Raw genomic sequence first — 20,702 nt, forward strand, 5'->3', positions numbered from 1 at the left:
TGACTCCAAAAAACCTGAATGCCAGAGTGGACAACATTTAGATACGCACCAGTTAATGTGCTAGTTATGAGCTATGCGGAAGGAGAGGTTGATGACGAAGAAATTCGGAATCTCATCGAAAAATATGCAGAGGAACATTCGGTCCCCGCAGAACTTCTCACCGAGATCTACAGGGCTGAAAGCCAGGTAGTTGGCATGGATCGCCGGTCTTCGATTCATAAAGACGTGCAGAAAGCGATCGAATCCTACGTTGAGGACGGAGAAGAATAGAATGAAAATAACTCAGATACTATTGCAAAATTTCATGCCCTTCAACGGGGAGGTGACTGTCAATCCATACACCGAGGAAGGTCGTCCGTTGGTTCTCGTAAAGGGAGAGAATGACACCGGGAAGACCTCATTGCATACCGCAATCAAATACTGTTTCCACGGGGTCGATGATCGTTCGCTGAGAGATGAATTCATTAACCGCCAAGCAGCCACTGAAGCTGACGGTATCTCAAAAGTCGCCATTTCGTTTGAGGCAGATGACGGTGATGTCTATACAATAAAGCGCGGTGTTGAGTTCAGCCAAGTAACCGAGGAAGACGATCGCTCAGCTGACAAATTCTTTCTTGAAGTGCTTGATGCCGAAGGAAATGAAGTGGTCAGTAGTGATGACCGACGTGACGAATACAGTCGGTTCATCAACCAATTCATCCCAGATAACGTGGCGGACTTCTTCTTCTTCGATGCAGAACAGCTGGAGAAATTCGAGGAAGCGAATGACGAAGAGGTCCGCGACGCGATCGAAACAGTGCTCGGAATTAAGGAAATTGAAAACTCGGTTGACGACCTCGAAAAGCGTGAGAAAGAGTATGAACGCGAATACTCAAAGATAGAGTCTACCGTCGCTGAAGTGCAGCAACTCCAAGAAGAGTTGAATGAAATTCTTGACGAAAAAGACAAGCTGAACGGAACTGAAGAGCAGAAAGGAGAGATCCAGACAAAGAAAGATAAGATTGAGACGAAACGTGAGCAGCTCGATGGCATTCAATCCGAGCTTGCAACGATTGAAGAGGGTGATGAGAAACGAGAGAAACTCGAAAAAGTTCAAGAGGACCTGGATAAGGTTAGTGGGACTCTAGATGACCGAATCGCAGAACGAGACGTTCTCCGGCGTCGTGCGGGACCCCTTGTCGCAGCTAACTGCGCGGGGACCATCCAGCAGCTGTATGATGTTGAAGGGACAGCTGACGAAGCTTCGGTGATTAATGATATTATCATGAACCGAGATGAATGTCTCTGCGGTCTTAATCTGGAAGATAACCCAGAGCATCGGGAGAAACTCACAGAGCGGTGGACAAAGTTGGGATCCTCAGAACGAAAAAAGATTGCAAGTCTTCTCGAGTTAGCAAACGAGGGTCTGAATATTGGAATTCGAAAAGAACTGGACAGGTATCAGCGACTGCAGTCGGATATCCGCTCTAAGAAGGCACGGTTGGAAGAACTGAGTGATGAGGAAGCGGGATTAAAGCAGGACCTCGAAGAGATTGAGCGGGCTCACCTATCGAACCTGAAAGATAGAGAAGAAGAAGTCGAATCGGAGCTTGAGAAACTTAAAGAGGAACGAGATGCGCTACAGACCCGGCTCGGCGAACTCAACAACGAACACGATCAGCTGAAAAGCCGGATCTCCAGTCAACAAGAGGCTTCATCTGAAGAAGAGAGCTATCAGAAACTTATTGACCTTACGTCACGGTGCCGTGCTGCGATGGAGGACATCCGGTCTGAGCTCGTGGAAAATCGACGAAAGACTGTCGAAAAGCATGCCTCAGATACGTTCTTAGAACTTACCAATCGCCCGAATTATTATCGCGGGCTCAAAATCACCGAGAACTACGAGCTTCGGGTGCTAACTGAGGAATCTGAGCGGTCGATTGCTGAGCAGCGCCCGAGTGAGGGTCAAAAGCAGATCATCGCATACGCATTTATCGCCGGGCTTAGTGAATACGCGACCCGGAACGCTCCAGTTGTTGTGGATACACCGATTGGTCGGCTTGACCCGACTCACAAGAATAATCTTCTGGACTACTATCACCGTTTCAGCGATCAAGTCATGATCCTCTATCAACCCAGTGAGCTCGAGGGAAGCGACATTGAACGGATACGCGAACGAACCTCGAGACACTTCCAGATTACATATCAAAAAGATAATCAGAACTCATCCACGATAGCTGAGATGGAACCGTCAGTAGATGCAATTGCGGGGGACGATTGATGGTCCGAACACTCAAAACATCACGCCAGGATATCTATAAACGATTAGTCTCATCATCAGCTGATGATGCAGAGGACGGTAGCGATGACACGGTATTCAAATATAACTACGAATTGTTCAGTCTTGGCGCCATTTACGGGTTCCTGAATGGAGAACGTCGGACAGATTACGATGCGATGAGCCAAGATTTCACTACGGTCTCAAACATCGGGAGTGACGAACACCGCCAGACTATCGATCTAGTCCATCAAATGGTGAAGATCGAAACGGGGAGGACAGATGAGTCAGAAATCTGGGAAGCAGTACTCGAGTACGCAGACGGTGGAGCTGAACTCATCAACGAATTGGTAAAGACGCAAGGCGATTTCGATCTTGTAGGTGTCGTTGAAGATGCCGAAACAGAAGCATGGGAGCCTCGATTAATTGATGCTGTTGGCGATCCTCAAGAATTAGAAGGAGTCCGACCACGTAGGTGAGCAGATCACTCCCGAGGAGTTATCGCCGCCTCGTTGTAACCGAAATAAGTTAACTCTGCGATCGATTAGCTAGTAGGCAACATTATTAATATCCCAACAGAAAGAGAAGAAAATAAACGTACAGAGGAAAGCTATGGCGCTCAGCTGTCTGATTCAGATATGATTATACCAGTTTTTGATGAATGAATAAATATCGGACTCAATATCTGCTGGAGGTCTATATTCGCAAGATCACGGTCGGTTCCTCAGGGATAGGTTCAAGTGTCTCCTCGACTACCGCCAAGACAACATGGGAACGACGAGTGGGGACCCCGAATCTGCCAGCTCCGATTCCGATTCGGGCCCTGATATTGATACCTCCGTCTTTGAGTATCGCGACCTCGAAGAGATACATAAAGAGATTCAGGAAACATACCTAGCCGATGACCGTCCGTGGGTGATTGGATACAGTGGAGGGAAAGACTCCACTACCACCCTCCAACTCATCTGGTATGCTATCTCCGAGCTCTCCAAGGAACAGCTGGACAAGCCCATTTATGTAATATCCAGCGATACACTCGTTGAGACCCCCAAAATTGTTAATCATATAACGTCAACCCTTGATAAAATAAATGAATATGCGGAAAAAGAGGATCTCCCATTCGAAGCGCACAAGGTATACCCCGATGTGTCAGATTCATTCTTTGTCAATCTTATTGGTCGCGGATATCCCGCCCCAAATCAGACTTTCCGATGGTGCACTGACAGACTAAAAATCGACCCAGCAGATAACTTCATATTGGATAAAGTATCGGAACATGGAGAAGTAATTGTTACTCTCGGCGCACGGAAGGCTGAATCGGCGACGCGTGAGCAGGTGATGAATCTCCACAGCATCGAGGGCTCGAACCTCTCTCGACACTCAAAATTTGCAAATGCATTTGTTTTCACTCCCATTGAAGATTGGATTGTCGATGACGTCTGGGACTACCTGCTCCAGGTAGAGTGTCCATGGGGGAAAGACAATCGAGACCTTGCAGCACTGTATCAGGAGGCGGATGATGAGTGCCCGATGGTGATCGATACGAGTACCCCGTCATGTGGGAACAGTCGGTTCGGCTGTTGGACGTGTACAGTCGTCGAGGAAGACAAAGCCATGGAGAACATGATCGACGCGGGTGACGACTGGATGGAGCCGCTGCTCGAGTTCCGGGATCTCCTCAAACGGACCCAAGACCCCGAAAAGAAGCCGAAGTTCCGTGAAATGAAGGGTAGACGGTTCGGCGATATCCGAGAAAAAACAAACGGTGGTGAGGGAATCATCCCCCGGACATACAAACTGGAGTTCCGAAAGCACCTGCTTCGTAAGCTCCTAGAGACAGAAAGAGAAGTTAATGAGCGCAAAGATCCTGATGAGGAGTACTTAGACCTCATCCGAGATGCTGAACTGAAAGAGATTCGCCGCCTCTGGCGGGAGGAGGAAGCAGATTGGGAGGACTCAGTTCCCCGCATCTACAATGATGTGATGGGGGAACATCTCGATTGGATTCAAGACGATCTGGGATCGTTCAGTGCGGAAGAAGCCGAGATTCTGGAAGAGGTGGCTTCGAAGCACGATGTTCCGCCAAAGTTGGTAAAACGCCTCCTCGACGTTGAACTCCGTCACCACGGTATGAAGCGCCGTGCGTCGATCTACAATAAGATCGATGGCGTGTTCAAAGAAGACTGGCGGACGACAGCGGAAGTCGTCGAGGATTTCGATGGTGAAGATGCTGATGACTGGGAATACGATATAAAGTATGAGGAGTTGATATAATGCGGATCCAGCGAATCGTCCTCACAGATTACGGTCCATATGGTGGCCACAACGAGATCAATCTTGAAACGACCAAAGACCGTCCAATCATTCTCTTCGGTGGACAAAATGGGTCCGGGAAGACAACCCTGTTTAATGCGATACAGATCTGTCTCCATGGACGAAGTGCTTTCGAGGAGACGCTGAGCCGGCGCGAATACGAGGAGCGAATGCAGGCCCTACTCCACGAGTCGGGCGGCCAAAAGGCCGAAGAGGCATCGATCCGCCTAGAGTTTGAATATACAGATTTCGGCCAAACAGAGCGGTATACCGTTGAACGATCGTTCCGTGACAGAGGCAAGAGTCTGGTCGAGGACGTCTCGATTCGTCGTGATGGAAGCGAGCTAAGTGAACTTGAGGAAGAGCAGTGGGAAGATTTTCTCAAGGAACTCATTCCACCGGGGATCTCACAGCTGTTTTTCTTCGACGGCGAGAAGGTCGAAAACCTTGCCAAGGCCATCGAGGACGACAGCAGCTTTACAGAGTCGCTGATGTCTCTACTCGGATTGGACTTGGTCGAACAACTCGAGAACGATATGACCGTGTATCGGTCTCACAAGCTTGATGAAGACGGTCATGAGGAGCTTGCTGCTGAGATTGATGAATATCGAGAGAATATTGAGCAGGCCGAAACCGAAAAGTCACAGCTCGAAGACAAAATCGAGCGCAAAACCAAAGAGTTCGAAAATATTGAGGCGGAGATCGAATCGGCAGAACAACAACTCGCAGAAGAGGGAGGGACCTTCGCGGAGAAGCGTGATGAATACAAAGAGAGACGCACTGAGCTCCGCACCGAGATCACCAGGCTAAAAGAAGATATACGGGATATTGCAACTGGCAGCTACCCGTTCGCACTTGCTCCAGGACTCTGCAGGGATGTGATTGAGCGGCTTGAAAACGAGAGCAAGATTTCCCAACAACAAGCGGCCCGCTCGGAAGCAGTCAACGCGCTTAGTGATGTTGCTGAGGATGACGCTGTCTGGGGAGACCTGGATGTCCCAGAAGGAGCTTCCACAGAGGTTGTCGAGCGTCTGCAAGATGCACTTTCCGAGCAACTTACTCCAGAGAATGTTCCAGAATACGAACTCTCAAGTGAGTTCTCTCAACGTGAGCAGCAGGAGATGACGAACGCTGTCAACCGCGCACTCAATGAAATTCCAGGCGAGCTTCAGGAGTTAACAGACGAGCTCGAAAAGAAGATGAGTGAGCTGAATGATGTGGAGGCAAAAATCTCGAACGCTCCCGATCAAAGCGTTATTGCTCCGCAGCTCAAGAAAATCAACGAGCTAAATAAAAAGCGAGGCGAGCTCGAATCGGAGGTTGAAAAGCATCGAGAACGGCTCGAGCAGGTTGAAAATAACCTGAGCCGACTTAATTCGGGTCTGGAAAACCGTCTTGATAGACAGGACGAATTCGATGATATCTCCCGTCGTGCTGACTTATCGATGAAGGTCCAGGAGACGATTAGGGATTACCGTGAGACACTCACTAATGAAAAATTAGATCGGCTTGAAGATGTTTTGACCGATCGTTATCTTGAATTGTCAAACAAATCTGAGTTCTACGAGCAAGTTATCGTAGACAAAGAAGATACGACAATCTACATCGAAACACAGGCCGGGGATACAAAACACCAATCCCAGCTCTCAGCTGGCGAACGGCAAATATTTGCAACGGCCCTCCTGTGGGCACTGGCAGATATCTCTGGAAGGCCACTCCCGTTCATCATTGATACACCACTGGGGCGGCTTGACAAAGAGCATCGATCCCGCCTCGTGGAGAACTTCTTCCCGAAAGCCTCCCATCAGGTGTTCTTGTTCTCTACTGACACGGAGATCACCGACACGTATCATGACGAGTTGCAACAGTACATCGCCGCTGAGTTCAAATTAGAGAATAGCCAGGAGACCGGTGAGACGACCATCTCTGCAGGTTACTTCAATATAGATTCAGAAGACGCGGTGCAGGATGAGAACCGATACAGAGTCTCGTCATCAGAGAATCCAAATCAAGTAGACATCGAGGGGTACACAGATGACTGACAAATTCAACCGGGTCAGCCTCGATTCGGATGTCACAAACAAACTGGAGCGAATCCAAGAAGTAACACAGCTGACACCCAACTTTATTGCTCGTATTGGGTTGTGCTATTCGCTTAATGAACCGCGTGCCCCAAACACGGCCCAGTACGACACTGAGGGCCAAACAATCAATCGGTACACGCTACTCGGCGAACACGACGCACTGTACATGGCACTGGTCCGTCAACGAATGCTAAATGAAGGGCGTGATCCGGATGAAGATCTTTATGACTATTTCTTAGCCCATCTGAACCGCGGCGTCGGGACATTATCCGGGCGGCTCAGTGGACTTGATGATCTTCAAGAGTTGATACCCGATGAACTGAAACAAGAGGAGTGAGATTGGGTCGATATGAGCGCGGATAACGCAGGAATCTATCTTGACCATCATGCGACGACACCTACGGACCAGCAAGTCGTTGATGTGATGGAATCTGCATTTACGACAGAGTACGGAAATCCCGCCAGTCGAACAAATCATAAAGCTGGCCAAGACGCCCATGAGCTGGTCAGTGCTGGGCGTCATCAGCTAATGGATGCGCTCGGGGCAACCCGTTCAGAAGAAATCATTTTTACGAGCGGTGCAACTGAGTCGGACAATCTCGCTCTCAAAGGAGCGATGCGAGAGGCTCAGAAACAGAACGAGGGAAACCACCTTATCACTGCTGCTACTGAGCATGAAGCGGTATTAGAAGCGTGTGAGTCCCTGAAAGAAGATGGATTCGAGGTGACGATCCTTCCCGTGGATGAGCATGGACTGGTCGATCCAGATGCCGTTGAGGCTGCTATCCGTGATGAGACCGTGCTCGTCTCAATCATGGCCGCAAACAATGAGGTTGGAACGATTGCTCCGCTTGAGGAGATCGGTCTTATCACCGACGAGCACGATGTACTCTTTCATACGGACGCTGTCCAAGCTGTCGGGTATGTCGATTTAGATGTCGATAGCCTGAATCTCGACATGATGTCTATTTCTGGACATAAGATCTACGGTCCCAAGGGAGTAGGTGCGCTCTATGTCCGGTACGGAGCCGCTCATCTTGAACCGCTATTCCACGGCGGGGGCCACGAACGGGGGTGGCGGTCTGGAACGCTGAATGTGCCTGGTATCACAGGGTTGGGCAAAGCGATCGAACTCGCAGTCGAAGAACGTCCAGCGCGTACAGAAGATGTTGGATCACTACGAGACCACTTTCAAGAACGACTCATTGACGAGGTTGATGATGTGCTTGTGAATGGCCATCCCGATCAGCGGTTACCCAACAACCTCAACATGAGCATCCTTGGGACGAATGACCAGCGTCTGGTTGCGAGATTGAGTGAAGACGGTGTCTACGCCGCAACGGGCTCTGCCTGTTCAACGATGGAAACGACAGAATCGCATGTGCTAACAGCCATGTTCGATGACCAGGACCGGATTCAATCGTCTGTGAGATTCGGATTCGGGAAAGAAAACACACTGAAAGAAGTCGATGAAGCAGTGGATATTGTCAAACAGAACGTGAACCGGCTGCGAAAGTTCAGTTCGTTTTGAGCGGGGAGAATCTTCAGAATCTCAGAGGCTCCAGAAACATTTATGCGGACCTAGTGGTTCCAACCGCGTCAGACAAAGGTCGATATGCTTCGGTGCCAACGTGGATGCGCGATCGTTGTCGTTACTGGTGCGATTTTATTCCAGCGAGCCTGTCGCAAACGCGGCCACGATGTCAAATTCGAACGACATAAAGATTAGAATAGAGCTGAGCGTTTTTGTGAGGTGAAACACAGAATTACCAATTTCAAATTCATTTAACAAAACCGAACAGAATTTGGAAATGAGTGACTCAGATCGTCGTCAGTGTATAGGGGCCGCTGACCTAAATATTGCCAATATCATTACCAAAAAAGTCAAGTATATTTACACTGACTTTATTCTCATGTTACTAACAACTACATACTCTGGCCGACTTGATGTCTTTCGCTGATCATGGACTCTACAGACGACATCAATCAGCAGCTGGATGATATGCTCCTTGACGATTTAGTCGACGCAGAGGAAGAATTGAATGACGGTGCCGGTGCTGGAACTCTGACACCTGGGCAAACCGTATACGAAGAGAGACGTGAGGAAATTGTCGATTCTGAGCTCGCGCGCCTCGCAGAGGAGCTGGGGATCGAAGAGTCCACTCGGACGACAGCAAAATCACTTTTCGATCAGTTTGCCAATGAGGAAGAAATCTATGGGCATGCGCTTGAAGTGCTCGCAGCTGCCTGCCTCTATACGGCGTGCAAAGTCGAGTCAATTCCTCTGAGTCCGGACGATTTTGCTGCGGTGCCCCAGACGGCCTGTACGCGAGTGATCTTGTTGCGGCGGGTCAAAGAAATCTCTCATACCCTGGGACTGGACCCTAGCGCGTTCTTCGATCCACATGGCTATACCGACCGGTACTGTGATGAACTCGGGTTGAGTGAGCAAACCACAGAGCGTGCACATGAGGTGATCGATGTAGCAGATAACGCCGGTATTGGTGGAGGGAAAAGCCCAACTGGTCGTGCAGCCGCCGCGATCTACAATGCAGTACTCGATCATAATCTTAAGGTGACACAGTCGGATATTGCAAACGTCGCAGACGTCTCCGAAGTAACGATCAGGAACCGATATCGAGAACAGCGCGAGTTGCTGACAGAAGTCACTGATTACCGCCCAAGTGGCGATTCGGTCGATGATTCGTCTGAAGACGATGGATCCACTCTCGATGATTCGTCTGAAGACGATGGATCCACTCTCGATGATTCGTCTGAAGACGATGGATCCACATCACACGGTGGCGAGTCTGGCAGCCCGACTGTTTCGGAATCAACCGAGACGGGTCAAAAAGAGATGTCTGTAGACTCGCAACAGGAGATGGCCCAGTATATCGGTGATGCTGTGGCGGAAAACATCGCAACTGCTCTCAGGAGGCTCGATGACACACCGGAAGAACTGGAGGCACAGACGTTGGATGCCTGTCAACGCATCAATGACCCGCAGCCGCAAAGGTGGTTCGGGACCGATGAGGTGACACTTGCGTTGGCGATTATTCGCTTTGCCAGCGAGGAGCTCGGAGACCCGATTTCGCGTGCAACACTTGAGGGCACGCTCGATGGTGGAAACTACCAGATATACCATGTTACAAAGACTGTGGCAGATAAGGTCAAACAACGGTAGATAGATGCAAGACAACCAGCCATCTCAGAGATCAGGGAGACTTCGCGACATCGAATATTCGCTCCTCTACGAGACAGCGACCGCAGACCTCATCGATGACTTCTACACACCGAGTTTAGAGGCCGCGAGTGAGTACAAGCGGGCAGTGGGCTACTTCACCAGCAGTTGGTTCGAAGAGGCAGCTGCTGGCATTGCAGCGTTTGCCGACAATGGCGGCACCGCAAAGTGGATTATCAGTCCAAAGCTCACCGAGGATGATTGGAGCGCTATCGAACACGGTGACGCCGCCAAACGAGATCCGTCACTGTACGAGCAAATGGAGACGCTCGTCGACGATCTAGAATCCAATCTCCAACAGGACACTCAGAACACAATTGCATGGCTCATCGCTGATGGGCTACTTCGCATCCGTATCGCCGTGACTGACGAGGCACTTGGTGGAGACTTCCACGACAAGTGGGGTATCTTCATCGACGGTGAAGACAAGGTCGCGTTCCACGGCTCGCAAAATGATAGCCGCAAGAGCCTCTCAAATTACGAGGCGAATTCCGTGTTCACTTCTTGGGGGGCGCCTATTGACCAGCAACGAGTCGCCCAACACGAAGACCGGTTCGACAATATCTGGGGCAATACAAAACCGGGCGTCCACTCGTTTAGTCTCCCAGATAGCATTTCACTCGGAATTGCCGAGCTTCGCAGTTCTGACCGACCATATAATGATCCTGGCGAGAAAACAAAGCTCACCAGCCCTTATCGCTGGCGCCATCAGGAAGAGGCCGTGGAGGCGTTTCTGGAGGCGAAGACAGGGTTGCTCGATATGGCGACTGGAACCGGCAAGACCCGGACGTCGCTGAAGATTATTGATCAGCTCCTGCGAGACGATGCGATCGGAACGCTGGTTATTGCCACTCGTGGAAACGACTTGCTGAATCAGTGGAATGAAACGGTACTTGACCACTTCTCTGCCGAGGAGATGTTTCTCTACCGGCAGTACAGCAGTCACAAAGAGCTTGGGAGTTACCTCATGAACGACAGCGAGCGGTTAGATATCCTGCTCACCTCCTATGCCAATCTGGAGGACGCAATTGACGGCGATATGGATGACAAGCTCGCCAAAGGGTTGTTGATCTGTGACGAGGTGCATAATATCGGCGCTCAAGGGAAACAGGAGGCGCTTGGTGGGAAACTCGATGTTTTCCCGTATCGGTTGGGCCTGAGCGCAACTCCCTTCGATCCGTATGATCCCGACCGGAATGAGTTCATCCGAAATGAGATGGGCCCGGTGGTGTACGAGTTCGGACTGGAGCCAGCGATCAAGCGGGGTATTCTGACTGAATTCGATTACACGCCGATTACCTACGAACTCTCGGAGGAAGACAAGGCCCGACAAAAAAAGCAATTTAAGAAGTTCGCTGGGCTGAAACGGCAGAATCCGTCCGTCCCTCAGAGCCAACTGTACATCATGCTTTCACGGGTCCGCAAGGAATCCGAAGAGAAGTTACCGAAGTTCCAGCGTCATCTCGAGCTTAACCCCGAGGTTCTTGAAAACGCAATCATCTTCGTCGCCTCGAAGGATTACGGCACGAAGGTTCAGGAGATTATCTACGATTATGTCGATGATTTCCATACCTACTACGGCGAAGATGACGAGTCCAAGCTCGACGAATTCTCGACAGGCAAACTGTCGACGCTCGTCACGAGCAAGGCCATTTCAGAAGGGATCGACATCCAGTCAGTCAAAAATATCATCCTCTTCTCCGCCCCCCGTTCGAAGGGGACAACGACCCAGCGCATCGGCAGAGCGCTCCGAAAAGATCCATCCAACCCAGACAAAAGGGCTAATGTGATTGACTTTGTAGTGAAAAATGATATTGAACAGAAAATAATGGACGACGACGACGGCGCCGATGGGGCAGGTGAAGACATGAAACCGCCGGACCGAGAGCGATACGAGTGGCTTACAAGGCTCAACAAGGTAACACAACAAGAGTAATACATGAGTGATGATTTCCCCTTTGAGGACATTGCCTCCGACGTTCTCAGAGAGCACGACCAGGATAACGCGTTTAAAACTCGCTTTGTTGGCTTTTGCGAGAACGCGATGCAAGGGAGTGCAGAAGACGGCGACTTGACCAGACTAATTAACAACGTGACACTCACCGAGGAGGATACAGCTGATGAATCTACGAATTGAGGAGATTCGCTACGAGAATATTCGTGATATCGGGAGTCTTCATCTTGAATTTACAAAGCCGGGCACGAGCGAGCCACGACATATCTCACTCGTGCAGATGCCCAACGGGACGGGGAAAACCACGACTATGGGGCTTATTCGGCATCTGATCCTTGGCTCAGAGCTCGACGACGAGACTGTGATGGGATATGAGCCCGAGACTGGTGCCTCAGAAGGTGAATTTACTATTGGCTTCGCCGCCGGTGATGATCGGTTCCGGATCCACATGGATCTTGATTACGACCTAGGGACTGTTGGTTACCGCCACTCGTACCCGCAGCGAGAAGATGGCGGAATGAACAGCGGCCACTTCCTACCGCTAGAATTAGAGAACATCCTTACAGAGGAATTTGTCGACCTCTTCGTTTTCAACGGCGAACTGACGGACGACTTCATCGAAACTGGTGAGAACAAAGCTGAGAATGCGCTGAAGATCGTAACCCGCTTAGACCGGGTTGAGGCGCAGCGAGCAGCTATCGAGCGTGTTGTGGAAGAACAGCAGGAAGAGGACGGAGCCAAGACAGAGCAGGGTCTGAAACAGGTCAAATCCCTGCTCGAAAATCGAGAAGATCGACTTGCTCGTCTCAAAGAGACTCGAGATCGTCTAGAAGACGAGATCAGTGAACACGACTCCACAATCGAGAGTCTCAAAGAAGAGCGTGAGAAGATCATCTCGAAAGATAAGGAAGCCCTCAAGAAATATCAGGAATACCAAGACGAAATCAAGGAGCTCGAGACAACCCTGCAGACCAACTCGGCGAGTCTGCTTGATGATATGCGAGTCCCCAGTAAACTCTCATCCAGCTTTCACGAGGACTTTACCACGCTTCTCGAGCACATGCGGGTCCTCAGATTGCCTAAATCTACGTCAAAGGAATTTTTCTCTGAGCTTGCTGAGCAGGATACCTGCGTCTGTGGGCGGGACCTCGATGAAAAACACCGCGATGAGATCCGAGAGAACGCTGAGCGGTTCCTCTCAGACGAAGACGTCGGCGTCCTTAATGCGCTAAAGGAACGATTGGGGAGTATTAGCGAGCCGGTGGCACTGGACGAGGAGTTAGAGGAACTGCGAGAGACTCGCAAAGAGCTCAAAAAATACCAGACGCAGCGCGATCAATTGGGCCTCAGTGATGAAAATCTTGAAGAGAAAAAACAGGATCTGACCAGGCAGATCGAGTCTGAAAAGACAGATCGTGAGAACAAAGAACGAAAAGTCGAGCTCCTCACCACCGACGACAAAGGTCTCAGACAGCGACATAATCTTGACTGGGAGAAGAATATCCCCGAGGCGAAGCGAGAGGTCACAAAGTACAAAGAGAAGGTTGAGGCTGCGACTGACACTGTTACGTTTAGCGCACAAGCAGAGAAGCTGGACATGATCCTCGATGATTTCGTCAGCCAAGCCGTCGCGGAGGTGAAGCGTGACCAGATCAACAAAACGAACCAGCGGCTCAGCCGGATTCTCAAGCGCTCTAGCGTACAGATTGACTCGATCGATGATTCGATAAATCTCAAGAACAAGAGCGGTTCCTCAGAAGGTCAATCGCTGGCTGTCGCCTACGCATATCTCTCAACCCTGTTCGAAGGATCGGCGGTAGACATGCCATTCGTCATCGATAGCCCGGCGGTGAGCTTGGACCACAAGGTTCGGAGCGAAGTCGCACCAATCATTTCGCAGTTGTTCGATCAAGTTATCGCGTTCATTATCTCGACAGAAAAAGAGGGATTCGTTGAGAATCTTGAGCCAGCCACTGACAACGATATTAACTACTACACCGTGTACAAAACAGACTCGCCCGGCGAACTGCGGATGCATGATGACAAGGACTTCTTCATGGATTTCACATCCGAGGAGGAGGAAGACGGCGATAGCCGGATGCAGTCCGCTACGGAGGGTGAGTAACGATGGCCTTCCGACTCAGTGATACCGCCCGCGAGTACTTCGATAATATCGAGGAGACAAGTTCCACAGGCGAATTCGACAGTATGTGGGACAAGTATTACTTCGCAGCGATGGTCGGAATCAAGGCTCGAGATCGTGAGGTCACTAACGATGAGCCAACGGCCGATCCATTCGTCGAAGGCGTTATTGAGGACTACCAGGACCAGAAGTTCGAGATCTACGCTGCGCTCATTACCGCCGAAATTGATCGCCAAAATATTCCCCAAGATGCAGAAGACGAAATCCGCGAGCTCATGCTAAGTATCCTTGATTCAAGTGACCCGACACAGCTGTCGGACTACGGTAAACAGCTACTCAACTGCTATGCCGAGCGTGGTCATAAACGCCTGCGAGATGCTGGCCCCGCCCCCACGGAATTCGACGAATTCCTCCGGAAGTACCACAAGGTGCTCGAGCAGGCGTAGGGTTCCGCACTAAAACCCTCATGTCCAGACCAACAGCACATACCGTCTGTTTTTGTCCTATATGATCTCATATTGTTTTCAATCTTTTCGGGAATGGTTTGATCTACGGTTTGGATCTGGGAATGGTAGCCCTATGGAAGGAGTTGACAAGTAGTGGGTATTGCCAAACAAATTGGAGACGGCTGAGAAAGTTCAGTTAGTTCTAATTAGGCATATCTCCAAGATTCGGAATATAATCAGAATTGTGTACTAAAATAGTAAAATTACGACATTTACATCTCAGATTCTACAAATCGAGGGAAATATCGATATACATTAGCATATCTTTCTTTAATCTCATCAGAAACAGGAGCCTGACTCAGCGTTGGAGATGACGGTAGTTTCTTTTCAATGTCTCTCATTTCAGCAAAAGTTAATTTTGGCGGATTAATGTGATATTGGTCCTTCTCTCTTTTCACAACATCAAGTTCGTCGAACGATGCTTTCTCATACTGCCTGACTATCTCTTCAGAATATAACATACCGCCAATAGTCATCATTTTCTTACTATCTTTGTATGTAAAATTCGCTAATTGCTCGAAACTCAGATCGTACTCGCGACGATCATTACGAGGTAATAAAAAGTCTGTTTTGATTTTCTCTAATAGAATTAAACGGTATGCCTCTGCAAGCGACCAACTCTCTCTAAGATCGATATCATGCACATCTGGTGGGATATTATCAATACCTACATCACTTTCCAATTTTTCAAATCTATTGTCATAATTTGAGTCATTCAACTCCTGATAGCTCATCCTTCCAGCACGTAACGTAATAAAGATCACACTCCCTGGTGGGGCTGAATAACAGAAATTCTCAATATCTTCAAACATATATCTTTTTAATTCTGTTGTGTAATCTAGCCATAAAATAGTCTCTCTGTTCAAGTCTATGTCTGGAAGGACCTCATCAGACCGACCGTATTCAACATCGATACAATCAAATGGCTTATTAAATTCAAAGCGTTTTTTGAGATCTTCTTTTTCCTCGATACTAATCATAGATTCTAGTCCCAATTCTTTGTGAAATAGCTTAAAATCACTAAAAAATGGGGAGCTAAAACCTATATATTGATAATTCGTAACAGGGTTAATATGAGAGAGCTTTCGCAATATTTCAACCATCATTTTTCGTTCAATATTTTTTGCAGGCCGTAGTCTGTAATTCACCTCGAATTCATCAGACATACTTACTCACCTACCTCATATTTGTAGAAATACTCAAAAGTCTTAATCCCAACCGCTTGATTCGTATCGACGCCCAATATTTCTTTTACCTCATCTACCTCCGCCTCCTCCCTAGTATATTGAATGTGAACCTCGTTTGGTTCGTCATCCTCTTCTTCTTCAGGATTCGGGGAGCTGAACGATTGTTCCCCACTTGACTCGATCTCACTAATTTTGATAATTGAGGAATTTGCGATTTTTTGCTCAACAGTTGACTCACCTCTTTCGCTCTTTTCAACGGCAATTTCACGTAGCGTGGTGATAATTGGATTCATCATTTGTTCCATTTCTTGACGGGCATTTCGGAAAACTGGGGCATCTGGATTCACGTCCGTCTTCGTTGTATTCCATGGTAGCGCACCGGGAGATTCGCTTTTGAAATTCACAGTGCCCCTAAAACGGCTAAAGTTATTGTGATACTGGGGAACTGTGTCGCTACCCCAGCCAGTAGTTTCTTGTCTGTCTGCTCGGAGAACCAGCCTTCCATTACAGAAGATGTACCATCCAGCATCATCGGGAGACCGTTCACCAAGGCCAGCTTTCAGTTCGACCTGTACCTCATCATCTCCTTGCTCAAAACTATATTCTTTATACGCGGGTATTAGCTCATCAGACTGATATATTTCAATTGCGGCGTATGTAGCTGATTCGCGATTTACCGTAATATCTAATCCCTTTCTAATTTTATCTCTATTCTTTGATCCGAGTTCGTTTTTTAATCTAGTAGCAAACAAATCCTGTCCAAACTTCCGACTTACTTCTGGGAGAAGATCATCGATTCGAATGTACGTACCAGTGGTAGATAGTTGAGATCTGTCGTCGTCTTCTGATATCATCTCCATTTCAAAATTCCATTCATCACTTTCCAACCACTCGTTTACATTAATATCTATAATAAAATGACTACTATCTGTCTTTGATTCCACAATAAAATGCCTTCCCAACTTGAAAAGAGAACGCTTCATACCCACCCCAAATATACCAATAACTGACTCTAGGTCATCTTGAACATCAACTGGTCGACCAAATCTAAAGGCATACTCTTCAGCAATTTCTCTTTCAATTCCTCCACAGTTATCTTTAATTACAACTTTGTCGGCTGAAACTCTCACATCAACAAAGAAATCTTCCAAGCTTTCGCTGTTTGTAGAACGAGTTGCCCCATCAATACTGTTATCTACAAATTCTGGAATAGTATCAATCAATTCAACATCCCGAGTAATTACATCAATAAAGAATTCTTTTACTGGTCTGGCGTCAACTTCAATTGTACTATTATCACTCATTATATTGGCCTACGATTCAGTGTTCAGATTGTATAATAATAGTACTGACGGCCATGCAGTAGAGAATTATGGCTCTGTTGAACTGAGTGTTGAAATGCCGCAGGAATTGCTTGATGATCTTGACGAGCACGTTGGTGTTGAGGCGAGTTCATGAATTGGGGTGACGCAATTCGCGCATCAATCAGGAAGACGCTTGATATGCTTGATGAGATCGACAAGCGACATGGACGAGTAGATTCATCTGAGAATGAACACGATACTAATGACTGATGGTGGGCGTGTGTCGGTTGATTCCCCAACCCGAGCCAGACGTAGGCTATAAACTCAGGTACTGTAGTCGATTTCGGTTTGTGTTCGGCGGTACGTCTCGTCAAGCGTTGGACCGCCGAGTGTCGTGTATAGTTCAATAAGATCGGCGACGTCACTCTGGCAGTAATCTTTGAGAAGTCGGGTGAGTTCTCGGTGGACACTCGTGTCTTCGATGCCGGCAGTGACGTTGTCTATGTACTGTTTACCGACCACTTGACCGATGTGTTTGCCTTGGACGCCGCTTTCGTCTATCTCTGAGAGGTATGTGGCTGGGAATTCGTAGTTGTCGTACCAGACGCTGTCATTATCGATCCCTGCGAGGTTGTATGCTTTCCAGTCAGGGAGGATATGCTGGTCGTCTCGGAGTTCGTCAGCATACTCGTCAGCTGCGGCGAGCGCGACGTCAACATGGTTTTCGAACAACGCTTCGGTGCGTCCAAGGAAGCCATGATTTGTCGTGGCGTCCATTTGTTGAGCCCAGTTGAGGAGGTGTTTCCCGTCGAACCAGGCACCGTTGTAGGTGAGGAGGCGATCGATATCTCGCTGGTCACACCACTCGAACATTCGTTGGTAGAGATCGATCGTATGAGGGTCTTCCCAGTCCCCGCGACGGAATAGCACCTCGGTTTCTGGTGTGCCCTCTATGTCATCAGCGTACGCGAGACTGACGGCAAACCATTCGTAGTACTTCGTGTCGTTCGAGTTCTCGGGTGGCTCTTCGAAGGGGCTCGCGGTTTCGATGTCAAGTACGAGTGTCCCCATATTACGAAAGTTTCCCCCAGATCTTCAAATCGAACTTGTCAGTTGGAGTCGCCATAGGCACGCCACATGGGCTGTCATGATAAATATCCCTTTTAGATCGAGAGACTGCGAGATAATCAGCGCTCAAACGCTCCGTTCACTGACGGTATCTAAGCGAGTGAGAGCGAACAGCTCTCTATTTGAGATTCTCTCTTGAGTCAGCGCGATCCGGATGCGCCACCAATCGGTTGCTCTAACCGCCACGTGTTGCTCAACACGTTGCTTTTGTCGTCGGTGCCGCCGGTGGTGAGGGTTCCGAGGTGGTAGAGTTGGTATTTGAATTGGGAGTGGGTGCCGGATTTGTACATTGTTGGATCGGTCTGCCCGAATTCGTTGATGTCGCTGTCAGCGGTGAGGGCGTCGTCTCGCCGGTGCTGCGTGGAGAACGCTTTGGCGGCGAGTGGGTGGTTAGGTCAGACCACGCCAGGTGCACTGATCGCGTTTGCCTGGGATCTGGGAGTCAGTCATTGGGACTTGTTTCGGCGAGCCTGGTCGACGATGCCGCTTCTTCGGTGAGTTGGTCGATGACGCTCGCGGCGAACAGATCGGAGGAGCGAGTTACAGTTGGGTGACCGTTTTTGTCCGGTCTGAGCCCAACGGTTGCCCGGAGAATTGCAAACGGTGCGCCGGCACCCCAGGCTTGCGGGGTGCATGCGGCTGGGTATGGTGTTGGGGGGTCTCTGCGTGCGAATCCGCAGTACAGTTCGGGGAGTCGTTGGTCTTTGAATGTCGCGGCGGCGTCGAGAACGTGTCGGCCCAGTTGCTCGGCTTCGTCCGCGTATCCGTGTTCGGCGAGGCCGAGCGCGGCTAGGGAGGTGTCGTGGGGCCAGATCCCGCCTGCGTGGTAGGAGACGGGGCTATATCCTGCGTCGTCGGCGCTCATTGTTCGGAGGCCCCAGCCGCCGCGCATGGCTGTCCCGAGGAGGGTCTCGGCGACTGGTTCGACGTGGTCTTGGTCGATGAGACCGGTCCATAGGCAGTGGCCGACGTTCGAGGTGATGCTATCGACGATGTCGCCGTCGCCGGTCTTGGCGACTGCGTAGAAGGAGCGCTCGGGTAGCCAGAATTCGTTGGTGAACGCGGTTTTGATGGCTTCGGCCCGGGAGCGATACGCGTCGGGGGGTTCAGCTGTGTCGGGGGTGACGTCTCGGTCTTGGAGTCGGGTGAGTAGGTCGGCGCCGTCGGTCAGTGCTGCGGCCGCGTACCCTTGGACTTCGGCGACGGCTAACGGTCGGTCGGCCGGTGTCCCGTCGGTGTTGCGGATGCTGTCGGCGGTGTCTTTCCAGGCTTTGTGCGTCAGCGCGTGGTCAGAGGAATCGTAGTAGATGAACGGGTCTTCGGGACCGGTACAGCTCGCTGTGTACACCCAGTCGAGTGTGTCTGCGAGTGTCGCGGCGAGTTCCTCTGCAGGGGCTAGTGATCCGGTCCAGGTGCAGGTCTCTTTGAGGAGGAGTATCCACAGCGGTGTCGCATCTACGGTCCCGTAGTACGGGGTGTGCGGGATGAGTCCTCGGTGTGCTAGTTCGCCTTGGCGTTGTTCGTGGAAGATCTTTCCCGGTTCTTCTTCGGTGATCGGGTCGGTTGATGTGCCTCGATGGGCTGCGAGATATCGGAGTGTTCCGAGCGCGAGCGCGGGAGCTACCGGCAGTGTTTGCAGCGCCGTGATGAGTGCGTCTCGTCCGAACGGTGTGACGAACCACGGGGTTCCGGCGAGCGCGATGGGTCCGTGTTCGGTCTCGGTCGTCAACGCTGCCAGGTCGGCTGCCGCTTGGCGAAGGACGTCGTCGTACGTTTCGGTGGCCGTCGATATCACGGGGAGTTCGATCGGTCGGTTTCGGTCTGGCTGTTCGGTGTCGGTCGGTGGGTCGGCGCCGTCGATCCCGACGGTGAGCCCGCAACTGGCTGTCCCCTGCGGTGGGACTGTCAGTTCGATCGTCGCTTCATGTTCACTGAGCGAATCTGGCGGAGAGGAAAATGAGAGGGTGGTGGTGTATTCGGTTTGTTCGCCGTTATTCTCGAACGAGTAGGCGGTCTGTACCGTGTCTTGGCTGACGGTTGTGCGCACTGTTCTGTCGATGTTGGTTTCGACGCCTCGTACTTCGAAGATGTCTGCGTAGTCGGCGTCGAAGTGGACGGTGAGGGGCACCGTTCGTGTCGTGGCGGTGTGGTTGTGGACGGTGATGGTCTGTGAACAGCCGGCTCCCTCGTAGACTCGCGTTTCGAGTGCGAGGACGATGTCGGTGTGTTTGGGAACTGTTTCGCCGGACATTGCGTTGACTGTCGTTTCGACGGGGGCCAGTAGCTCTCGGGTGACTGCCGGTGATTGCAGCGTGGACTGGAGCGAACGGAGTGCGGCGTCGGCAGTCGCCCATTCGAGCGTCGATAGGTACCGGGTGTCTTGGTGGTAAAGCCCTCCGGTGGTTGCCGTCGAGAGCTGTGCACTCTCTCCGTCTGGGAGTACGAGATACGTGTATCCGTCGACGAGCGTCTCGACTGGCATACGTCAGTTCACGCTCGCTTGATTCACCGTTTGGTTTCTATTTTGGGTCCGATTCATGCTCTCTGTTCTCTGAGCCAGTGAAATAACGCTTTGGGGGATAACA

The 20,702-nt window shown here is 50.2% G+C and carries 16 protein-coding genes and 1 pseudogene; 13 read left to right on the forward strand and 4 right to left on the reverse strand.

Going from position 1 to position 20,702, the window contains the following annotated elements; genetic code table 11:
• Window positions 1-66: 66 nt before the first annotated feature.
• The 12 genes from FGL94_RS06250 (at window position 67) to FGL94_RS06305 (ending at window position 14,438) form a co-directional block, all read left to right on the forward strand.
• Window positions 67-270 carry a DNA modification system-associated small protein gene (locus tag FGL94_RS06250; protein ID WP_144922249.1) on the forward strand — a complete coding sequence of 68 codons (204 nt, stop codon included), beginning with the start codon at window positions 67-69 and terminating at the stop codon, window positions 268-270.
• Window position 271: 1 nt separating this feature from the next.
• The gene (locus FGL94_RS06255; RefSeq protein WP_144922251.1) at window positions 272-2,260 is read left to right on the forward strand and encodes an AAA family ATPase; all 1,989 of its coding nucleotides are present in this window, start codon (window positions 272-274) and stop codon (window positions 2,258-2,260) included.
• The gene (locus FGL94_RS06260; RefSeq protein WP_144922254.1) at window positions 2,260-2,736 is read left to right on the forward strand and encodes a hypothetical protein; all 477 of its coding nucleotides are present in this window, start codon (window positions 2,260-2,262) and stop codon (window positions 2,734-2,736) included. Before FGL94_RS06255 ends, FGL94_RS06260 begins: the two co-directional genes overlap by 1 nt.
• A gap of 289 nt (window positions 2,737-3,025) precedes the next feature.
• Complete coding sequence (dndC, locus tag FGL94_RS06265; RefSeq protein WP_144922257.1) at window positions 3,026-4,531, forward strand: DNA phosphorothioation system sulfurtransferase DndC; 1,506 nt, start codon at window positions 3,026-3,028, stop codon at window positions 4,529-4,531.
• Window positions 4,531-6,612 (forward strand): DNA sulfur modification protein DndD, encoded by a 2,082-nt coding sequence (dndD, locus tag FGL94_RS06270; RefSeq protein WP_144922260.1) that lies wholly within the window; start codon window positions 4,531-4,533, stop codon window positions 6,610-6,612. Before dndC ends, dndD begins: the two co-directional genes overlap by 1 nt.
• Window positions 6,605-6,991 (forward strand): DNA sulfur modification protein DndE, encoded by a 387-nt coding sequence (gene dndE / locus FGL94_RS06275; protein ID WP_144922262.1) that lies wholly within the window; start codon window positions 6,605-6,607, stop codon window positions 6,989-6,991. The genes dndD and dndE overlap by 8 nt, the downstream gene beginning before the upstream one ends.
• A 12-nt stretch (window positions 6,992-7,003) precedes the next feature.
• Window positions 7,004-8,185 (forward strand): cysteine desulfurase family protein, encoded by a 1,182-nt coding sequence (locus FGL94_RS06280; protein ID WP_144922265.1) that lies wholly within the window; start codon window positions 7,004-7,006, stop codon window positions 8,183-8,185.
• Between the two features lie 432 nt (window positions 8,186-8,617).
• Complete coding sequence (locus tag FGL94_RS06285) at window positions 8,618-9,838, forward strand: transcription initiation factor IIB family protein (RefSeq protein WP_144922268.1); 1,221 nt, start codon at window positions 8,618-8,620, stop codon at window positions 9,836-9,838.
• A 4-nt stretch (window positions 9,839-9,842) separates the two neighbouring features.
• Entirely contained in the window at window positions 9,843-11,831 is a 1,989-nt protein-coding gene (locus tag FGL94_RS06290; RefSeq protein ID WP_144922271.1) for a DEAD/DEAH box helicase family protein, read from the forward strand.
• A gap of 3 nt (window positions 11,832-11,834) precedes the next feature.
• Window positions 11,835-12,032, forward strand: coding sequence for a hypothetical protein (locus FGL94_RS06295; RefSeq protein WP_144922274.1), 198 nt, complete (start codon window positions 11,835-11,837; stop codon window positions 12,030-12,032).
• On the forward strand, window positions 12,016-13,974 hold the full coding sequence (locus tag FGL94_RS06300) for a coiled-coil domain-containing protein (protein WP_144922277.1): 1,959 nt from the start codon (window positions 12,016-12,018) through the stop codon (window positions 13,972-13,974). Before FGL94_RS06295 ends, FGL94_RS06300 begins: the two co-directional genes overlap by 17 nt.
• A gap of 2 nt (window positions 13,975-13,976) precedes the next feature.
• Window positions 13,977-14,438, forward strand: a complete 462-nt coding sequence (locus tag FGL94_RS06305; RefSeq protein ID WP_144922280.1) for a hypothetical protein — start codon at window positions 13,977-13,979, stop codon at window positions 14,436-14,438.
• Window positions 14,439-14,710: 272 nt separating this feature from the next.
• On the opposite strand, the gene FGL94_RS06310 is transcribed toward FGL94_RS06305, so the two are convergent.
• The gene (locus tag FGL94_RS06310) at window positions 14,711-15,664 is read right to left on the reverse strand and encodes an O-methyltransferase (RefSeq protein WP_144922283.1); all 954 of its coding nucleotides are present in this window, start codon (window positions 15,662-15,664) and stop codon (window positions 14,711-14,713) included.
• A gap of 2 nt (window positions 15,665-15,666) precedes the next feature.
• Window positions 15,667-16,989 (reverse strand): ATP-binding protein, encoded by a 1,323-nt coding sequence (locus FGL94_RS06315; protein ID WP_144922286.1) that lies wholly within the window; start codon window positions 16,987-16,989, stop codon window positions 15,667-15,669.
• Between the two features lie 94 nt (window positions 16,990-17,083).
• Here FGL94_RS06315 and FGL94_RS18555 point away from each other — a divergent pair.
• Window positions 17,084-17,259 (forward strand): annotated as a pseudogene (locus tag FGL94_RS18555) (CopG family transcriptional regulator).
• A gap of 54 nt (window positions 17,260-17,313) precedes the next feature.
• Here FGL94_RS18555 and FGL94_RS06325 read toward each other — a convergent pair.
• Window positions 17,314-18,060, reverse strand: a complete 747-nt coding sequence (locus tag FGL94_RS06325) for a hypothetical protein (RefSeq protein WP_144922289.1) — start codon at window positions 18,058-18,060, stop codon at window positions 17,314-17,316.
• Between the two features lie 499 nt (window positions 18,061-18,559).
• A complete protein-coding gene (locus FGL94_RS06335) occupies window positions 18,560-20,599 on the reverse strand; it encodes an amylo-alpha-1,6-glucosidase (protein ID WP_144922292.1) in 2,040 nt (679 codons plus the stop codon).
• Window positions 20,600-20,702: the final 103 nt, after the last annotated feature.

This window comes from Halorubrum salsamenti (genome assembly GCF_007671685.1).
GTDB classification, from domain to species: Archaea; Halobacteriota; Halobacteria; order Halobacteriales; family Haloferacaceae; genus Halorubrum; species Halorubrum salsamenti.

Bases quoted from the DNA above. Each gene is read 5' to 3' on its own strand.
- dndD (WP_144922260.1), top strand. From the start codon at position 4,531: ATGCGGATCCAGCGAATCGTCCTCACAGATTACGGTCCATATGGTGGC.
- FGL94_RS06285 (WP_144922268.1), top strand. From the start codon at position 8,618: ATGGACTCTACAGACGACATCAATCAGCAGCTGGATGATATGCTCCTT.
- dndC (WP_144922257.1), top strand. From the start codon at position 3,026: ATGGGAACGACGAGTGGGGACCCCGAATCTGCCAGCTCCGATTCCGAT.
- FGL94_RS06290 (WP_144922271.1), top strand. From the start codon at position 9,843: ATGCAAGACAACCAGCCATCTCAGAGATCAGGGAGACTTCGCGACATC.
- FGL94_RS06255 (WP_144922251.1), top strand. From the start codon at position 272: ATGAAAATAACTCAGATACTATTGCAAAATTTCATGCCCTTCAACGGG.
- FGL94_RS06295 (WP_144922274.1), top strand. From the start codon at position 11,835: ATGAGTGATGATTTCCCCTTTGAGGACATTGCCTCCGACGTTCTCAGA.
- FGL94_RS06280 (WP_144922265.1), top strand. From the start codon at position 7,004: ATGAGCGCGGATAACGCAGGAATCTATCTTGACCATCATGCGACGACA.
- FGL94_RS06315 (WP_144922286.1), bottom strand. From the start codon at position 16,989: ATGAGTGATAATAGTACAATTGAAGTTGACGCCAGACCAGTAAAAGAA.
- FGL94_RS06300 (WP_144922277.1), top strand. From the start codon at position 12,016: ATGAATCTACGAATTGAGGAGATTCGCTACGAGAATATTCGTGATATC.
- FGL94_RS06325 (WP_144922289.1), bottom strand. From the start codon at position 18,060: ATGGGGACACTCGTACTTGACATCGAAACCGCGAGCCCCTTCGAAGAG.
- FGL94_RS06250 (WP_144922249.1), top strand. From the start codon at position 67: ATGAGCTATGCGGAAGGAGAGGTTGATGACGAAGAAATTCGGAATCTC.
- FGL94_RS06335 (WP_144922292.1), bottom strand. From the start codon at position 20,599: ATGCCAGTCGAGACGCTCGTCGACGGATACACGTATCTCGTACTCCCA.
- dndE (WP_144922262.1), top strand. From the start codon at position 6,605: ATGACTGACAAATTCAACCGGGTCAGCCTCGATTCGGATGTCACAAAC.
- FGL94_RS06310 (WP_144922283.1), bottom strand. From the start codon at position 15,664: ATGTCTGATGAATTCGAGGTGAATTACAGACTACGGCCTGCAAAAAAT.
- FGL94_RS06305 (WP_144922280.1), top strand. From the start codon at position 13,977: ATGGCCTTCCGACTCAGTGATACCGCCCGCGAGTACTTCGATAATATC.
- FGL94_RS06260 (WP_144922254.1), top strand. From the start codon at position 2,260: ATGGTCCGAACACTCAAAACATCACGCCAGGATATCTATAAACGATTA.